Annotated in this window: 13 protein-coding genes and 1 tRNA gene; 5 read left to right on the forward strand and 9 right to left on the reverse strand. The window is 69.2% G+C overall.

Features of this window, described 5'->3' with window-relative positions:
• Position 1: 1 nt before the first annotated feature.
• From ACIOHC_RS27925 to ACIOHC_RS27965, 9 genes are all read right to left on the reverse strand, one after another.
• A tRNA-Gln gene (locus ACIOHC_RS27925) sits at positions 2–73 on the reverse strand.
• Between the two features lie 148 nt (positions 74–221).
• Entirely contained in the window at positions 222–917 is a 696-nt protein-coding gene (locus ACIOHC_RS27930) for an HAD family hydrolase (protein ID WP_401844393.1), read from the reverse strand.
• A 54-nt stretch (positions 918–971) separates the two neighbouring features.
• Positions 972–1,502: a hypothetical protein gene (locus tag ACIOHC_RS27935; RefSeq protein ID WP_365691425.1), complete on the reverse strand. Its 531-nt coding sequence runs from the start codon at positions 1,500–1,502 to the stop codon at positions 972–974.
• An 11-nt stretch (positions 1,503–1,513) separates the two neighbouring features.
• Positions 1,514–3,148, reverse strand: coding sequence for an alpha/beta hydrolase (locus ACIOHC_RS27940; protein WP_365691427.1), 1,635 nt, complete (start codon positions 3,146–3,148; stop codon positions 1,514–1,516).
• Positions 3,145–3,444, reverse strand: a complete 300-nt coding sequence (locus tag ACIOHC_RS27945) for a hypothetical protein (protein WP_401844397.1) — start codon at positions 3,442–3,444, stop codon at positions 3,145–3,147. The genes ACIOHC_RS27940 and ACIOHC_RS27945 overlap by 4 nt, the downstream gene beginning before the upstream one ends.
• Positions 3,445–3,632: 188 nt before the next feature.
• Positions 3,633–4,643: a hypothetical protein gene (locus ACIOHC_RS27950; RefSeq protein WP_365691428.1), complete on the reverse strand. Its 1,011-nt coding sequence runs from the start codon at positions 4,641–4,643 to the stop codon at positions 3,633–3,635.
• 320 nt (positions 4,644–4,963) lie between these two features.
• Positions 4,964–6,439, reverse strand: a complete 1,476-nt coding sequence (gene gltX, locus ACIOHC_RS27955) for a glutamate--tRNA ligase (protein ID WP_351074078.1) — start codon at positions 6,437–6,439, stop codon at positions 4,964–4,966.
• On the reverse strand, positions 6,432–7,208 hold the full coding sequence (locus ACIOHC_RS27960) for a fumarylacetoacetate hydrolase family protein (protein ID WP_351074077.1): 777 nt from the start codon (positions 7,206–7,208) through the stop codon (positions 6,432–6,434). Before ACIOHC_RS27960 ends, gltX begins: the two co-directional genes overlap by 8 nt.
• A 327-nt stretch (positions 7,209–7,535) precedes the next feature.
• On the reverse strand, positions 7,536–7,724 hold the full coding sequence (locus ACIOHC_RS27965) for a hypothetical protein (RefSeq protein ID WP_351074076.1): 189 nt from the start codon (positions 7,722–7,724) through the stop codon (positions 7,536–7,538).
• Between the two features lie 583 nt (positions 7,725–8,307).
• Between ACIOHC_RS27965 and ACIOHC_RS27970 the strand changes: the two genes are divergently transcribed.
• The 5 genes from ACIOHC_RS27970 (at position 8,308) to ACIOHC_RS27990 (ending at position 17,110) form a co-directional block, all read left to right on the forward strand.
• Positions 8,308–12,057 (forward strand): nitrate- and nitrite sensing domain-containing protein, encoded by a 3,750-nt coding sequence (locus tag ACIOHC_RS27970; protein ID WP_351074075.1) that lies wholly within the window; start codon positions 8,308–8,310, stop codon positions 12,055–12,057.
• Positions 12,058–12,480: a roadblock/LC7 domain-containing protein gene (locus ACIOHC_RS27975; RefSeq protein ID WP_003966009.1), complete on the forward strand. Its 423-nt coding sequence runs from the start codon at positions 12,058–12,060 to the stop codon at positions 12,478–12,480. It begins immediately after the preceding gene.
• Between the two features lie 133 nt (positions 12,481–12,613).
• On the forward strand, positions 12,614–13,021 hold the full coding sequence (locus tag ACIOHC_RS27980) for a DUF742 domain-containing protein (RefSeq protein ID WP_037689955.1): 408 nt from the start codon (positions 12,614–12,616) through the stop codon (positions 13,019–13,021).
• Positions 13,002–13,583, forward strand: coding sequence for an ATP/GTP-binding protein (locus tag ACIOHC_RS27985; protein WP_072487286.1), 582 nt, complete (start codon positions 13,002–13,004; stop codon positions 13,581–13,583). The genes ACIOHC_RS27980 and ACIOHC_RS27985 overlap by 20 nt, the downstream gene beginning before the upstream one ends.
• A 347-nt stretch (positions 13,584–13,930) precedes the next feature.
• A complete protein-coding gene (locus ACIOHC_RS27990) occupies positions 13,931–17,110 on the forward strand; it encodes a nitrate- and nitrite sensing domain-containing protein (protein WP_401844401.1) in 3,180 nt (1,059 codons plus the stop codon).

Consider the following 17,110-nt stretch of genomic DNA (forward strand, 5'->3'; position numbering starts at 1 on the left):
GCTGGGCTACCAGGACTCGAACCTAGAATGACGGTACCAGAAACCGTAGTGTTGCCAATTACACCATAGCCCAATGAAACGCAACCCCTGGAGGGGGTTTCATTTCTGTCTGCGCTTCCCGGCCGGATCTTTCGGCCCGCTCGGGCGGCGCAGGAAGAACATTACCCGAAGGTGTCCGGCGCTCCAAAACGGGTATTGCCAGCCAGGGTCCACGCCTCGGATCAGGGTCGGGCCGGGACCAGCAGGCCGGGCAGCTGATCGAGCCCGCCGATGCTGACGAGCTCGGGCCGCCCGCCGCGTCCGCCCCGGTCCAGCCAGATCCCCATCAGCCCCGCCGCGACCGCGCCGGCGGCATCGATGTCCGGCTCGTCCCCCACGTACGCGACCTCCCCCGGTTCCAGCGCCAGCGCCTCGCAGGCCGCGTGGAACGCACCGGCCTCGGGCTTGGAGACGCCCAGCTCCACGGCGCACACGACGGCCTCGAACCGGTCCCGTACACCGAGCGTGCGCAGCTTCCGGTCCTGGTTGTGGATGCTGGAGTTCGACAGCACGCCGTGCCGGAATCCGTTCGCCAGAACGTCCAGAGCGGGCAGCGCATCGGGAAAGAGCGACCAGGCGGCCTCGTAGTGGGTCACGTGCCGGGCAAACCAGGCGTCGGCCTCCTCGTCGTCCAGCGCCTGTGAGAGGAACTCCCGCACACGGTCCCGGCGCTGCCCCTGGAAGTCCGTCTCCCCCGCGGCGAACCGTGCCCAGTGCACATCGGTGATCGCCCGCCACCCGAACAGGGCCCGCTCGGCGGAGCCGTATCCATCGGGCAGGCCCTCCTGTTCGAGATGCTTGCTCATGCCGATACGGTCGGCACCCGTGTAGTCGAAGATCGTGTCATCGATGTCCCAGAGCACGGCTCGGATCGGCATACAGCCACGCTACCGCTCGCGCGGCGGGCGTCGCGGCTCCTCGGGAGACAGGGCTCAGAAATGCTGCTGGTCGACTCCCGGCGGCAGGAGGCAGGGGGTGCTGATGATGAAGACCAGCAGGTCCTTGCCCACGGACCCGACGGAGACGAACTGCTGGTCCTCGGGGTGCTTGGCGTCCAGTACATTCGCCGGTTCGCGGTCCTGGTTGATCCCGAAACTCTGGATCTCGAAGCCCTTGTCCTTGAGGGTGTCCTTGATGTTCGTGACGGCTCGGGGGTGCTCGGAGCGGGGAAGGGTTCCGCGTACCGAGTAGCTCAGCGTGAACCTGCCGTCGTCGGCCGACTCGTCGTGCTTGCCGATGCAGTCGGTGAAATCCGCCGTGGGTCGGGCCGTTTTGGGGTCGATCCGGGCATGTGCCGTACTCACCATGGAGTCGGTCCAGTGCTTGGCCCATTTCTCGGCCTTTTCCCTGCTCATGCGCGGAAGCGGGTCGTTCACACCTTCGTCGGACATGCAGCCTCCCAGCAGCAGCGTCAGGGCCAGAGCGGCAGCGGTGCGGTGCCACACGGTGGCGGATACGGTCATGCCGAGTGCCTTCAATGCGCTCCTTCACCCTGCGGTGCCTGCCCCGCAATGATGCGCCCCTGATTCTCCAGGCTCTTGCTGCCATCGTTCCAGTAGCCGCCATGGTCCCGGGTGTCCACGTACATGCGCTCTGCTCCGAACTCCGTTTTCTTGGGATCCGCACCGAGAGTGGCGTCGGAGAGCACGTTGGAGACCCAGTCGTTCTCCGCGGCGCCCACGTACAAGTGCTGGGGGTCGACATGCAGCTGGTCGGCGCGGTCGACCGTCAGCCCGGGGCTGCCGACCACCACCATGTCGTCGGCATCCAGCCCCTGCCCGCCGGCGTCGGCCGCACCAGCGACGGTGGAGCCGTAGCTGTGGGCCAGGACCGTGAGGTGACTCCGTTCACCCTGGTGGGCCGCTCTCAAGCCGTGGGTGAAGTCACGCAGATCCTCGGCCCCGTTCTGAGCACGGCCTTGCGTGGCAATCCCCAGGTTCAGCTCCACTTCCCTCGGTGAGTCGAAGTTCGCCTCAGGAGCGTTGTAGTCGAGCCACGAGACAACCGCGACGTCTTCCGACCCGTTCGTGCTCCATCGGCCTGCGGCTCCCTGTAGCTTGACGGCCCTTTTGATCTGGTCCCCCACGTTGTCCAGCTGGTTGCCCGTCCCCGGGACCTGGACCGCGGTGTGCCGGGCCGTGTCCGGGTTGCCGACGGCGACGATCGCGCGGCCGTCCTTCGAGGTGTCGAATCCGAGCAGGTACAGCTGTTTGTGCGCGGGTGCCGCGTCCGCCACGTCCAGACGTTCCTTGAGGGCGCTCAGCGAGCGGTAGCTGTAACGGTCGTGGTAGCCCAGGTCGCCCTCGCGCAGCGCGTAGTCGTTGAGCCGCATGTCCAGGGCCGCTCGGTTCGCCGAGTCGCGGGTGATGGTCGGAAGACCGTCCAGTGCGCCGATCCGCTCGGGGAAGGCCGCCAGGTAGAAGTCGCGCTGGTCGGAGGTGAGGTGTGCCCACCAGTCGGCGGTGCGTTGTGGATCCTTCCCGTCCGGGATGTTCTTCCCGTCGAGCCCGGCGAAGGCGGCAACCCGTACGGCGTCCTCGGCGGCGTTGGCACCGCCGTACTGCTTGTCGAGGTCGAACGGATCGATCTGGTGAAGGAGTTCGGTCGCATCGTTGCCGACTCGTTCCGCTTCTTCCAATGTCTCGTCGATACGGGCCCGATACCCTCCGAGTCCGGAGTTTGCTTGCTGCTGTACGCCCTGGTAGTCCGGGTCGTTGTGATACTGCGGATCGACCGCCTGCTTCGGTTCGACCCAGCCGTCCTCGGTGACGGTATGACCGGCCGTCTCGGCATCCGCCACTGCATGGCGCAGTTTGCGCTGGGCAGCTTGCATGCGGGTGCTGAGCGTGTCCAGGACCGTTCGAATGAGTAGCGCGTTCGTCTGCGCGGTCTTCAGCTTGCTCTCTGTGGCTTCGAGCGCACCGAAGCCGTAGTGAGCGGCGACGCCCGACCAGTTCGCCTTGTGCAGCGGCCCCGAGACGCGCTTGCCGCTGCCGATCCGGGTGTCGTCCAAGGTCTTGGCCAGCTTCTGCCACGAACCGGCGGCGGCCTCCAGGTCCGAGAAGTCCTGGCGGAAGAGTTGCGCGAAGAGCTCCGGCACTCCGCTCACCAGCCCTTGAAGCAGTCGCCGACGTCCGTGTCATTGATGCTGTGGCCGTCTGCCACCAGCCGCAGACCGTTCGCGTGCTCCGCAAGGCGATCCTTCAGTGTGGTCAGAGCGTCTCCCCAACCGGTACCGGCGGCCTCGATACGGCCCTTGCCATCCCACGCCCGGAACGAGGCTGCGGCCGCAGCCGTGTCATCGACCGCCTTCCGCAAAGGTCCCTGCAAATCTGTCACGAGCATGTCCGCCGCGCCTGCCGAGGCGTATAAGTCGGTCGCGGAGACATTGAGATCCTCTGCCATCTGCTCTTCATCCCTGCGTCACGCACAACTGTCGGGTGATGGCAACCGAGCCTAGCCATAACAGGAGTTCCCGGAAGCGAACGCTGGAATTCGTCTGGATCACATACCTCGCCGCGGCTGAAACCCGCCTCCTGGCCCGGACGCCCGAAGGAGCGGCTACCGGGGGAATCCAGGCCCGGCGGGGGCTGTCAGGGGATGGGGCAGCCGTGCCGTTTGCCGGAGGCGGTGGCGTACGACGTCAGAATCCGGTTCAGCGCCGTGGAGTCGATCGTTCCTTGCGTTCCGGTGGCGCCGTCCGCCGCCTTGCCCTTGGCGCGCTCAAGCTTGAAGTAGGCGGTCCCGATGGCGCCCCCGCATGCGACGGTCCGGGTGTACGCACCCTTCACCGTTCCCGGGTACTTGCCGTCGAGGTACATCTCCTCCTCCGCCGACGGCCCGTAGTAGGCGGTCATGTGGAACAGGTGCGCCTTGCCCCGGCTCATTTCGCATTCTTCCGTCAGCGCCCGTCCCGCAGGCTTCTCGCTGACGTCGGTCACGTGCAGCCGGGCGGCTTCACGCCCGGTCATCACGTCGCGGCACGTGCCCGTCGACCGGTCGACGGGCTTCGTCCGCCACGCCGTACGGTCGACGGTTCCCGGGCGTTCACCGAGTGCTCCCTCGCACTTGGCGTGGCCGGCCGCATGACGCGCCGACTCGGTCGCGACACGTGCCACTTGGAGTACCTGCCGGGCGGTGAGATCCTCCGACTTCGTGCTCGTCTCGGCCGTGACGAGCAGGCCGGCGCCCGCCTTCGTCCTGCAGTCGACCAGGACAGCGGCTCCTGGTGAGTACCCGCTGGCGAAGGACCCGGTCCAGCCGTACCCGATCGGCGTTGCCGAGGCTTCCGCGGCGGGGCCGCTCGCCCGGTAGGCGGCCCGCGGCGATACCCGGAGCCTGAGCACCGGGCCGCCGTCGTCGTGCTCGGCCGAGACCGAGCACCACTGGGTGTCGTGACCGTCCCGGTCGCTCGTGTAACCGCGCGCCTTGAGTCGGGCGCCGTAGAAGAACTCCCTTGCCTCCTCGACCGCGAGGGAGCCCTGGCACCGGTCTGCGAGGTCATCGCCGTCGGTGTCCCGGGGCCAGACGGCCCAGGTCAGCCCGCCGGCGACCAGCGCGAGGAGCAGCCCTCCGACGCACAGGGACAGTCTCAGCCGTGTCATTCGTTCCCCCCGGATGCGCGGTTGCGTCAGTCATGCGCCCACGACGGTCGTGTGGGCCCGGCGTCCACCACTGTGCGGTGGTCGTGGACGAGTTCTGCTGGGACGACTGCGTTTCAGGTGATCAGGCGGTCTCTCCCGCGCCTGTCGTCCCTCTCCTCAGCCTATGAGTTCGAACGATCCGACGGCCTGCACCGTCGGCGGACGGGCGGCGGCACCGCGCCGCTCGTTCCGGAGGAACAGCAGGCGTTCATCCCGCAGGTACGCGAAAGGGCGGCCACGGGGTTGAACCGGGGCCGCCCCTTCGGGTACGGCGGTGACGACTACGCGGCGGCCAGCCTGGCCAGCGCGGCGTCGATGCGGGCGATCGTCTTCTCGCGGCCCAGGATCTCCAGGGACTCGAAGAGCGGCAGGCCGATCGTGCGGCCGGTGACCGCGACGCGGACCGGGGCCTGGGCCTTGCCGAGCTTCAGGCCGTGCTCCTCGCCGGCGGTGAGGATGGCGTTCTTCAGGGCGTCCGCGTTCCACTCGGCGGCGGCCAGATTGGCGCGGGCCGTGATGAGCAGGGCGTCGGAACCCTCCTTCATCGCCTTGGCCCAGGAAGCCTCGTCCGTCGCCGGCTCGTCGAGGAAGAGGAAGTCGACGTTGGCGGTGATGTCCGAGAGGACCGTGACGCGCGTCTGGGCGTACGGGGCGATCGCCGCGAACCGGTCCGCGTCGAAGGACTCCGGGGCCCACGGTGCGAACGGGGCCTTCAGCCAGGGGCCGCACGCCTCGGTGAACGTCTTCACATCCAGCTTGCGGATGTGCTCGGCGTTGATGTGCTCGCACTTCTTCAGATCGAAGCGCGCCGGGTTGGCGTTGACGTCCTTGATGTCGAACGCGGCCACCATCTCCTCGACGGAGAAGATGTCGCGGTCCTCGGCGATGGACCAGCCGAGCAGGGAGAGGTAGTTGAGCAGGCCCTCGGGCAGGAAGCCGCGCTCGCGGTAGAGGTTGAGCGAGGCCTGCGGGTCGCGCTTGGAGAGCTTCTTGTTGCCCTCGCCCATGACGTACGGGAGGTGACCGAAGGCAGGGGTGCCCTTGGCGATGCCCAGCTCGATGAGCGCCTTGTAGAGGGCGAGCTGACGCGGGGTGGAGGAGAGCAGGTCCTCGCCGCGCAGGACGTGGGTGATCCCCATCAGCGCGTCGTCGACCGGGTTGACCAACGTGTAGAGCGGGGCGCCGTTGGCGCGGACGATGCCGTAGTCCGGCACGTTCTCCGGCTGGAAGGTCAGCTCGCCGCGGACCAGGTCGGTGAAGGTGAGCGCCTCGTCGGGCATCCGGAAACGGACGATGGAGGTGCGGCCCTCGGCCTCGTACGCGGCGATCTGCTCGGCGCTCAGCTCGCGGCAGTGGCCGTCGTAGCCGGACGGCTTGCCGGCGGCGCGGGCGGCGTCGCGGCGGGTGTCGAGCTCCTCGGTGGTGCAGTAGCAGTGGTAGGCGTACCCGCCCGTCAGAAGCTTCTCGGCGACATCCTTGTAGATGTCCATGCGCTGCGACTGGCGGTACGGGGCGTGCGGGCCGCCGACCTCGGGGCCCTCGTCCCAGTCGAAGCCGAGCCAGCGCATCGACTCCAGGAGCTGGTTGTAGGAGTCCTCGGAGTCGCGGGCCGCGTCGGTGTCCTCGATGCGGAAGACCAGGGTGCCGCCGTGGTGCCGGGCGAAGGCCCAGTTGAAGAGGGCGGTGCGGACCAGGCCCACATGGGGGTTGCCGGTCGGTGAGGGACAGAAACGTACGCGGACTGGTGCGTTAACCACGCTTGATCACCTTGTTGGTGAGAGTGCCGATGCCTTCGATGGTGACGGCGACCTCGTCGCCGACATGGAGGGGTCCGACCCCTGCGGGAGTGCCGGTGAGGATCACATCGCCCGGGAGCAACGTCATGGCTTCCGTGATGTGGACGACCAGATCCTCGATCGAGCGGATCATGTCGCTCGTACGGCCCAGTTGGCGTTGCTCGCCGTTGACCGTGGCCTGAATGGTCAGGTCGCCGGGGTCGAGGTCGGTCTCCACCCAGGGGCCGAGCGGGCACGACGTGTCGAAGCCCTTGGCCCTGGCCCACTGCTTCTCGCGCTTCTGGGCATCACGGGCGGTGACGTCATTGGCGCAGGTGTAGCCGAAGATGACGTCCTTCACGCGCTCACGCGGCACTTCACGGCACATCCGGCCGATGACCACGGCCAGTTCGGCCTCGTAGTGGAGCTCGTTGGAGAAGGAGGGGTACTCGATGGCGTCGCCGGAGCCGATCACCGAGGTGGTGGGCTTGAAGAAGGCGACGGGGACGTCCGGTACCTCGTTGCCGAGTTCCGCGGCGTGCTCCGCGTAGTTGCGGCCGATGGCCACCACCTTGTTGGGAAGCACGGGCGGCAGGAGGCGGACCTTGCTCAGCGGGACCTTGGTGCCGGAGAGCTCGAACTCGGCGTACGGAATGCCCTTGATGATGTCGAGGACGAGACCATCGGGCCCGTCGCCCTCGACAGCGCCGAAGGCGACATTGCCGTCGATGGAGAACCTGGCGATGCGCACGGGTTGCTGTCGCCCCTCACTTGCTGGCTGGCTGAAGACTGACGCTCCAGGCTAACGCCTCGCTCTGCGGGATTTGCCCGAAAGGAACGCCGTCCGGTGCGTGCGCCCGCGAGGTGCCCGAAAGGTGCCCGCCAACCTTCGAGGACGTGCGTCCGCCCTGCCCGGACGGAGCTCGCAGGGCCGGGAGGGAGCCGCCGGGGGCTCCGAGGGCGATGCTGCGGGGGACACGGGTCGGACGACGCGGCGGGGACGCGGGGCGGGCGACGGACGGGACAGCCCCCGGAGCGAGGCGCCGAACACGGGCGGGCGGGACGCCGCCCGCACTCCTCACTCCGCGGCTGCGGCGGAGACCGGGGCTTCCATGAGGATGGTGCGCCGGGGGTTGGCCGTCTGGGTGGGCAGGTCGACCGCGTGCTCCGGAGCATCCGGCGTCAGCAACTCGTCGGCGTCCTTGAGGTGCGCCAGCGTGGTGCGCCGGGGGTTGGCAATGTTGCGGAACATCATCGTCGTCTTCATCTGCCGTTCGGACCCTGTCGGTTTCGGGCGCCGCCCGGAGGGGCGCCGGTTGTCGGATTTGCCATCCCTGTAAAGCGCCAGGCTAAACATCCGATTCCCTTCGGAAGCCCGGATGAGACGGCGATCATCATGTGAGTTTGCTCACGAATGCATCGACAATTACCCCATTCCGGGCGCCCGATCCCCTCGCAAGAAACGGACATTGCGTCACTGAATCAGCCATTCCGCTCCTGATCATGTCGACTGGGACACCCTTCACCCTTCGCTGATTGACACCGATTGATCCAATTTGCCCGCGAACGCGATCCACGGCTTGTTACTCAGTCATCACAACGTGTCACCCAGGTCACGGCCCGGCACGGGGCCCTTGTTGGAGATCCGGCACTGTGCTGGAATTCCACGCACCGCCGCCGGGCTTTCAGGCCGGCGCGCAGGGGGCGCAACGCAGCGCCGAGTGACGGCGGGAAGGGGAAGAGCGCCGGTCACTCACGACCACCATGGGGCGGCTACGACGCCCCACGACGCCGACACCGTCCCACCCGTCTCGCACGGAGGGACGCCTGGTCCAGAGGTTGCGACGCTAGTGCAGGGACGTTTCAAGAGGGATGGCAGCGCTGCGGCGGAGCAGGAGCCGCACGGCGGGACCGACCGCGGCTCCTCGGCCCCGCACGCCCAGAACCCCGGACCGGCCGCGGCCGGTGACAGCGGCGACCGCGACCGGCGCCCCGGTGCCACGGCGAGCAGCGGCACCGATCCGATCTCGTCGCTCAAGCCCCGGGGCACCGTCAGCACGGGCTCGCGCGTGGCTCTTCGCAACTGGCGCATCAGCACGCGCCTGGTCTCCCTGCTCGCCCTTCCCGTAGTCGCCGCGACCACGCTGGGCGGTCTGCGGATCAACGACTCGATGAACGACATGCAGCAGCTGGACCACATGCAGCTGCTGACCAAGATGACCAAGCAGGCGACCACGCTCGCCCAGGCGCTCCAGGAGGAGCGCGACCGCTCGGCCGGTCCGCTGTCCAACGGCGTGAAGGCCGACGACTTCAAGGTCACCGAGCCCCGCAAGAAGACCGACCGGGCGAAGACGGCCTTCCTGGACGCGACGAACTCGATCGGCGACCCCTCCGGCGACGAGGCCCTTGAGGGCATCTATTCGAGCGTTCAGCAGATCGCCAGCCAGCTGACCGGGATCCGCGAGATCCGCAAGACGGCGTACGCGCACGGCACCCCGAGCCTCCAGACCGTCGACCAGTACAGCCAGCTGATCACCTCGCTGCTGAGCCTCTCCCAGGACATGGCGCAGGCGACCAGCAACTCGGAGATGATCAAGCGGACCCGGGCCCTGGCGGCCTTCTCCTCCGCCAAGGAGTACGCCTCGGTCCAGCGGGCGATCATCGCCGCGGCGCTGCCCGGCGGCAACGACAAGCAGCCGCACCTCAACGACAACGACCAGCAGTTCGGCCGCGCCGCGCTGCGCAAGGAGAACACGGCTCGCCGCTCCTTCGCCGCGGTCTACGCGGCCACCGGCAACAACGCCGAAGAGCTGACCGCCACGCTGGACGACGGCAACCCGGAGATCAAGGCCGCCAACACCTACGCGAAGAAGGTGCTGGACAGCCCCTCGGGCATGACGGGCACGGCGCGGCGCTCGTACATGGACTGGTACGACCAGAGCTCCACCAAGATCCAGGCGATGAAGACCATCGAGGAGACCCTCCTCAGCGACATGGAGGGCAAGGCCCGCGAGCTCCGCGACGAGTCGAAGCGCGAAGCGATCATCAGCGGTGCGCTCATCCTGCTGGTGCTGGGCGTCTCGCTGGTCGGTGCCTTCGTCGTCGCCAGGTCGATGATCCGCTCGCTGCGACGGCTGCAGGACACGGCTACGCGCGTCGCCCAGGACCGGCTGCCGGAGCTCGTCAAGCAGCTCTCCGAGGCCGACCCGCAGGACGTCGACACCTCGGTCGAGTCCGTCGGTGTGCACTCCCGGGACGAGATCGGCCAGGTGGCCGCGGCCTTCGACGACGTGCACCGCGAGGCCGTCCGTCTCGCCGCCGAGCAGGCCCTCCTCCGGGGCAACGTCAACGCGATGTTCACCAACCTCTCGCGCCGCAGCCAGGGCCTCATCCAGCGTCAGCTCTCGCTCATCTCCGAACTGGAGTCGCGCGAGGCCGATCCGGACCAGCTGTCCTCGCTCTTCAAGCTCGACCACCTCGCGACCCGTATGCGCCGTAACGGCGAGAACCTCCTCGTCCTCGCGGGCGAGGAGCCGGGCCGCCGGTGGACCCGCCCCGTGCCGCTGGTCGACGTGCTCCGTGCCGCCGCCTCCGAGGTGGAGCAGTACGAGCGCATCGAGCTGGCCGCGGTGCCCGCCACCGAGGTCGCCGGCCGTGTCGTCAACGACCTCGTGCACCTGCTCGCCGAGCTGCTGGAGAACGCCACGTCGTTCTCCTCGCCCCAGACGAAGGTCCGGGTCACCGGTCACGCCCTGCCCGACGGGCGGGTGCTCGTCGAGATCCACGACACCGGCATCGGCCTCTCCCCCGAGGACCTCGCGGCGATCAACGAGCGGCTCGCCTCACCGCCCACCGTGGACGTCTCGGTCTCCCGCCGCATGGGTCTGTTCGTGGTCGGCCGGCTGTCCCTGCGTCACGGCATCCGGATCCAGCTGCGGCCCTCCGACTCCGGCGGTACGACCGCGCTGGTCATGCTGCCGGTCGACGTCGCGCACGGCGGCAAGCAGCCGCCCGCCAAGCAGGCACCGGGTCAGCAGTCCGCCGCCCCCGGTGGTCTGCTCGGTGGTGGCAGCGGTACCGCCCCGGGCAACGGCGCCCGTCCGGGCCTCGGCGGCGCCCCGTCGGCCCCGGCCGGCCGGCTCGCCTCGGGGTCGGGCCCTTCGCGTGGTCAGGTCGGTGCGGGATCGGGTCCGCGCGCCGCGCTGCCCTCGCGTGACGGCGGTCCCCGCCAGTCGCAGAACCAGCCCGGACAGCCGGGTCAGCCCGGACAGCAGACCCCCGGCTTCCCGCCCTCCGGGCCGGCCGGCACCGGTGCGCAGGACTTCGGGCGCCAGGAGCCGCAGCGTCAGGGCGGCGGCCTCGCCGGTGCGTTCGGCAACGGTGCCAGGCTCGGTGCTCGCGGCCAGGGCGACGGAACGGGACGTACGGACTCGGGTCAGCCGGACCTGTTCAGCCCGGGACGCAACCGCCAGGACCGCAACGACCAGCAGGGCCGGTCCAACGGCCCCGCCCCGTGGCAGCCGCAGCAGGACCGGCAGAACCAGCCCGGTCAGGGCGGCTTCCAGCAGCCCGGCGGTCCGGCCGAGCCCGGCCGCCAGCTGCCCCCGGTCGGTGGTCCGCGTGCGGAGCTGCCCGGCGGCAACCCCGTACCGCAGCGCCCGCAGACCACCAGTTGGGGTGCCCAGGACCCGTCCGCGTCGCGGCACACCCCGCTGGACGCCCCGCGCGGTCACGAGGAGCCCGAGACCACCGGTCGGTTCCAGCGGCCGATGAGCCCGCCGCTCACTCCGCGGCCGCCCGTGGACGACCGGCAGGGACCCGCTTCCACCGCCGAGTTCGCCCGTCCCGACTTCTCGGCTCCGGCACCGCAGACCCAGTTCCCGCAGGACGGACCGGCGCAGGACCCGGCGAGCACCGCGCAGTTCGCCCGCCCCGACTTCGGACAGCCGCTGCCCGCCCCGTCGCGGGACCAGGCGCTGCCCGCTCCGCGACAGCGCGGCCGGGACAACGGGGACTTCGATGCCCCGCGTCCGCCCGCCGCGCCCGACGGTGACGCGCAGTACCGTCCGGTTCTGCCGCCGCAGCCGCAGCCCGAGGCGCTGCCGCCCGCGGCCGGCCCCGGGGACGGTCGTACGCCGCTGTACGACACCCTGGAGACGAACTGGTTCCACGGCCCGCAGCAGGGTGGCCAGCAGCCGCCCGCGGCCGAGCCGCAGTCGCCCGCCTTCCCGCAGCAGCCGGCCCAGGAGCGTCCCGCTCCCGACGGGCAGCGCCGCGGCGGAGGCGACCCGGGCGGCACCACAAGCACCTGGCGCCCCTCGCCGAACGACGAACTCGTACGGCAGGCGGAGCGGGTCAAGAAGCCCGCGGCAGGCGGAGTCACCACCTCCGGACTGCCTCGCCGGGTACCGCGCGCCAATCTGGTGCCGGGCACCGCGCAGCAGCAGAACCACCAGTCCGGTCCTCAGGTGTCGCGTGCGCCCGACGATGTGCGCGGGCGGTTGACCAATCTCCGCCGGGGCATCCAGCAGGGGCGGCAGGCCAATGGCCAGTCGACCGGCAGTTTTCCACTCGGCCCCACTCACCAGCAGGAGCGTTAGTTGAGCCCGATGAGTCAGGCCGCGCAGAATCTGAACTGGTTGATCACCAACTTCGTGGACAACACCCCCGGGGTGTCGCACACGGTGGTGGTCTCCGCCGACGGACTCCTGCTGGCCATGTCCGAAGGATTTCCGCGCGACCGCGCCGACCAGCTGGCGGCTGTCGCCTCCGGCCTGACCTCGCTGACCGCGGGCGCCTCGCGGATCTTCGAGGGCGGCGCCGTCAGCCAGACGGTTGTGGAGATGGAACGCGGGTTCCTCTTCCTGATGTCCATCTCCGACGGATCGTCGCTGGCCGTACTCGCCCACCCGGACGCCGACATCGGTCTGGTCGGGTACGAAATGGCCCTCCTGGTCGACCGCGCGGGCACCGTCCTCACCCCGGACCTCCGTGCCGAGCTCCAAGGCAGCCTGCTCCATTAGGCGGCCATGGATCGATGACAGACCCGATTGACCCAGGCAACGCCCTCATCCCTCACCCGACAGGCCGTTCAGAGCCCCCACCGGCTCCTTCCGACGGCAAGCAGACAACCTGCCGTCACGCCCGGAGGATTCCATGACCCCGCCACCCGCCTCACCCGATCCGTACGGCGCACTGCACCACGCGTCGTACGACGGTGAAGGCGACCAGCCGCTGGTCCGCCCGTATGCCATGACCGGCGGCCGGACCCGGCCCCGCTACCAGCTCGCCATAGAGGCGCTGGTCTCCACCACGGCCGACCCCGCGCATCTGGCGACGCTGCTCCCCGAGCACCAGCGGATCTGCCACCTCTGCCGTGAGGTCAAGTCGGTGGCCGAGGTCTCGGCGCTGCTGTCGATGCCGCTCGGTGTGGCCCGGATTCTTGTCGCGGACCTGGCGGAAGCCGGCATGGTGGCCATTCACCAGCCGGGCAATGGAGAGGCCGGCGGCGCGCCGGATGTGACACTGCTCGAAAGGGTGCTCAGTGGACTTCGCAAGCTCTAGCGGCGGTGCGGCCCGGGCCACCACCTCGGCGAAGATCGTGGTGGCAGGGGGCTTCGGCGTGGGTAAGACCACGTTCGTCGGTGCCGTTTCGGAGATCAACCCGTTGCGTACGGAAGCCGTGATGACGTCCGCGTCCGCGGGCATCGACGACCTGACGCACACCGGCGGCAAGACCACCACGACGGTGGCGATGGACTTCGGCCGCATCACCCTGGACCAGGACCTGATCCTGTACCTCTTCGGTACGCCCGGACAGGACCGCTTCTGGTTCATGTGGGACGACCTGGTCCGCGGCGCCATCGGCGCCGTCGTCCTCGTCGACACCCGCCGCCTCGCCGACTGCTTCCCCGCGGTCGACTACTTCGAGAACAGCGGACTCCCCTTCGTCATCGCCCTCAACGGCTTCGACGGACACCAGCCCTACACCCCCGACGAAGTCCGCGAAGCCCTCCAGATCGGACCCGACACCCCGATCATCACTACGGACGCGCGGCACCGGGCGGACGCCAAGAGCGGCCTCATCACGCTCGTGGAGCACGCGCTGATGGCGCGGCTGAAGTAGCGACAAGTCTGTATTGACATACGGCAGTTACCGTATTCAAACGGGGGTGGACTGTGTCCTTTGACACGATCCGCCCCCGTGTTCATAACGTTTCGACAGAGAATTGTCCCGCGTTCAACACCCGATGCGTTCGATCGGTGCCACTGCGCTCACATGAGCCCCGCCTTTTGACGGGGCTCGCTCTTTATGCCCGTTTTATCTGAGGCTTGGACCACTCGGAATGGCTGGTTCCGACTGTTTGGAACGCGGCCGGTCCCCGTGCTGGAATTCGACGAACTCCCGAGTAGTACGGCCCTGAACGAAACACGGCACAACGTAGGTGCCGACGCCGAGAGGTTGTTGGTCGAGTGAGGCGAAACAACGAGGGCTCCGCGGCGCGGCCGGAGCGGGGCAACTTCACCCCGCCGCCGCGCGCCGCGGGGTCGCCTGCCGATGCGCCCGGCGAGGTGGTGTCCGTCGGCAGCGCCAGCCGGCTGGCCCCGCGCAACTGGCGCGTACCCACTCGTCTGAACGCGATCCTCCTGATCCCCGTGCTGGTCGGCCTGGTCATGGGCGGCTTCCAGGTGAAGGGGTCGATCGACACCTGGGGAGAGGCGCAGGACGCCGAGAAGACCGCGCTGATCGTGCGCGCGGCCTCCGAGTACGGACAGGCCCTCCTCGACGAGCGCGACCTCTCCGCTCAGCCCATCCTCTCGAACAAGCGCGACGCCGCCGTGGTCGACCAGGTCCGGGCCACCACCGACGCCGCCGCGGAGAAGTTCGACACGGCCGTGAAGGACCTGCCCGAGAAGCAGGGTCTGGAGCGGCGGCTCCGGCTGTTCCGGCTGGAGGAGCCCAAACTCCCCGAGCTGCGCAAGGCCGCATTCGCCGAGGCCATGGACCCGGTGAAGACGGAAGAGGGCTACGTCCAGGTGCAGCACTCCCTGATGGAGTTCTGCAACGAGCTCGGTCTGGGCACCGGCAACATCACCAGTTACGGCCGTACGGTCTACGCGATCGAGCTCGCCAAAGCTGCAGAATCGCTTCAGCGCTCCATCGGCATGCACCTGCTGGTGCGTCCGAGCCGACAGAGCGCCAAGTTCGACGCCCAGGTCAAGGCCTTCGGCTCGTACAACTACCTGGAGCAGATCGCCCTCCGCGAGTTCACCTCCGGTGGCACGGACGCCGACGCGGCCCGGCTGAAGGAGGTCCTGACCGCCAAGGCGGCCGAGGGGTCGAAGAAGCTGAAGAAGGCCAAGGAGCAGGCCGACGCGGCGGGCGTCCCGTTCGTCGAGCCGCCCAGTGTCGACGGCTCGGTCTTCGACGGCATGGCCCAGCAGATCGGGCAGGGCCAGTCCCCCGAGAAGCTGGCCGCCAAGGGCATCACCCCCGAGACCTGGATGGCGGCCGCCACCGCCAAGTTCGACGGCTACACCACGGTCGAGAACGAGCTGGTCGACAAGGCGGTGACCGACGCCGCGAACATCTCGTCCGGTGCCAAGAAGGACGCCATCGTCAACGCCGCCGTCGTGGTCGTCGCGCTGCTGGCCGCCTTCGTCCTGGCCGGGCTGATGGCCCGGCAGATGAGCCGCTCGATGCGCCGGCTGCGCACCGCCGCCTTCCAGATAGCCGAGCAGCGCCTGCCGATGCTGGTCGACCAGCTGTCCCGGACCGATCCGGGACGGGTCGACACCCGAGTCCAGCCACTCCCGATCACCAGCCGGGACGAGATCGGCGAGGTCGCCCGCGCCTTCGACCAGGTGCACCGCGAGGCGGTCCGGCTGGCGGCCGAGCAGGCCATGCTGCGGGGCAACGTCAACGCGATCTTCACCAACCTGTCGCGCCGCAACCAGTCGCTGATCGAGGGTCAGCTGACCCTCATCACCGACCTGGAGAACAACGAGGCCGACCCGGACCAGCTGGACAGCCTCTTCAAGCTCGACCACCTGGCCACTCGTATGCGCCGTAACGGCGAGAACCTCCTCGTCCTCGCGGGCGAGGAGCCGGGCCGCCGCTGGAACCAGCCGGTCCCGCTGGTCGACGTGCTCCGTGCCGCCGCCTCCGAGGTGGAGTCGTACGAGCGCATCGAGCTCTCCGGGGTGCCGGAGACCGAGATCCACGGCCAGTCCGTCACCGACCTCGTGCATCTGCTGGCCGAGTTGCTGGAGAACGCCACCACCTTCTCGTCGCCGCAGACCAAGGTGCGGGTCACGGCGACCCGGCTGCCCGACAGCCGCGTGATGATCGAGATCCACGACAAGGGCATCGGTCTCACCGCCGAGGACTTCGCCGACATCAACCACAGGCTGGCCAACCCGCCGACCGTGGACGCCGCGGTCTCGCAGCGGATGGGTCTGTTCGTGGTCGGCCGCCTCTCCGACCGGCACGGCATCCGGGTCCAGCTGCGCCCCTCGGGCGAGCAGGCCGGAACCACCTCGCTGGTCATGCTGCCGGACGCCATCACCCACGGTGGCGGTGGCGAACCGGCTTCCGCGCAGGACGACTTCACCGTCTCCTCGATCATTCCGCAGCAGCAGACCTTCGAACAGCCGGCGCCCCAGCCCCTCATGCGCACGGCGGCGGAGCTGGGCTTCGACGACTCGCGCTACGAGCAGCGGTCGGCGGACGCCGCGCAGCTGGACCCGGTGGGCCGCTCGCTGGTCCGTGAGGAGCGCCGGGCGGCGCTGGAGGCCCAGACGGCCGGCGAGCGCCCGCAGTTCACGCAGGAGCCGTACGCCGGGAACCAGGCCGTCGACGGTCCGTATGCCGGGGCCGGGTACGCCCAGGAGCCGGGGCAGCAGTCGTACGGGCAGGCGCCGTACGGGGGCGGCTACGACGCCCACCGCGGTGACAAGGGCTTCGCCGAGCCAGCCGGCCACGCCCCGCAGAGTGGCTATGCGGAGGCGGCATACGGGGTCGGCGAGACCGCGCAGCCGTTGTACGAGGAGCAGTTCGCTTCCCAGTCCCACCAGGAAGAGTGGCCAAATCAAGACACCTACCAGGGTGTGTACGAGCCGTCGGCACAGGTCGAAGCGGAATCTGTCCCGAGCACCCCCGCCGAGCCGCAGGAGCGCGTAGGCTTCGACCGTCCGGGACCCACCCCGAACTCCGGCCACGAGCTGACCGAAGCCGGTCTGCCGCGTCGGGGCGGTCAGCAGCACTGGCAGCCCACCGGCCGTGGCAACAACCGGCCCGTCGCCGCGCAGCAGCCACAGCCGCAGCAGGAGGAGCTGCCGCAGCAGCAGTCGCCCGCGCAGCAGGACGGAAACGGCTCCGACGACTGGCGCTCGACGAACGACGAGCGCTGGGAGCGGGCCGAGAAGCTCCGGGAGCCGAAGGCGGGCGGGATCACCCCGTCCGGACTTCCCCGGCGGGTGCCCAAGGCCAACCTGGTCGAGGGTACGGCGGAGCAGACCCTGCAGGACGGCCCTCAGGTCTCCCGCGCCCCCGAGGACGTCCGCGGCAGGTTGAGCAACCTGCGGCGGGGCGTGCTGCGGGGACGTAACGCGGGTTCGGACGCAAGTAATACCTACAACCAGGAGCGTTAG

The sequence above is a fragment of the Streptomyces sp. NPDC088252 genome (assembly GCF_044740965.1).
GTDB lineage: Bacteria > Actinomycetota > Actinomycetes > Streptomycetales > Streptomycetaceae > Streptomyces.

Coding starts and splice junctions, on each gene's coding strand:
- ACIOHC_RS27930 (WP_401844393.1), bottom strand. CDS start 917: ATGCCGATCCGAGCCGTGCTCTGGGACATCGATGACACGATCTTCGAC.
- ACIOHC_RS27935 (WP_365691425.1), bottom strand. CDS start 1,502: ATGACCGTATCCGCCACCGTGTGGCACCGCACCGCTGCCGCTCTGGCC.
- ACIOHC_RS27945 (WP_401844397.1), bottom strand. CDS start 3,444: ATGGCAGAGGATCTCAATGTCTCCGCGACCGACTTATACGCCTCGGCA.
- ACIOHC_RS27950 (WP_365691428.1), bottom strand. CDS start 4,643: ATGACACGGCTGAGACTGTCCCTGTGCGTCGGAGGGCTGCTCCTCGCG.
- ACIOHC_RS27965 (WP_351074076.1), bottom strand. CDS start 7,724: ATGAAGACGACGATGATGTTCCGCAACATTGCCAACCCCCGGCGCACC.
- ACIOHC_RS27980 (WP_037689955.1), top strand. CDS start 12,614: ATGACCCCGCCACCCGCCTCACCCGATCCGTACGGCGCACTGCACCAC.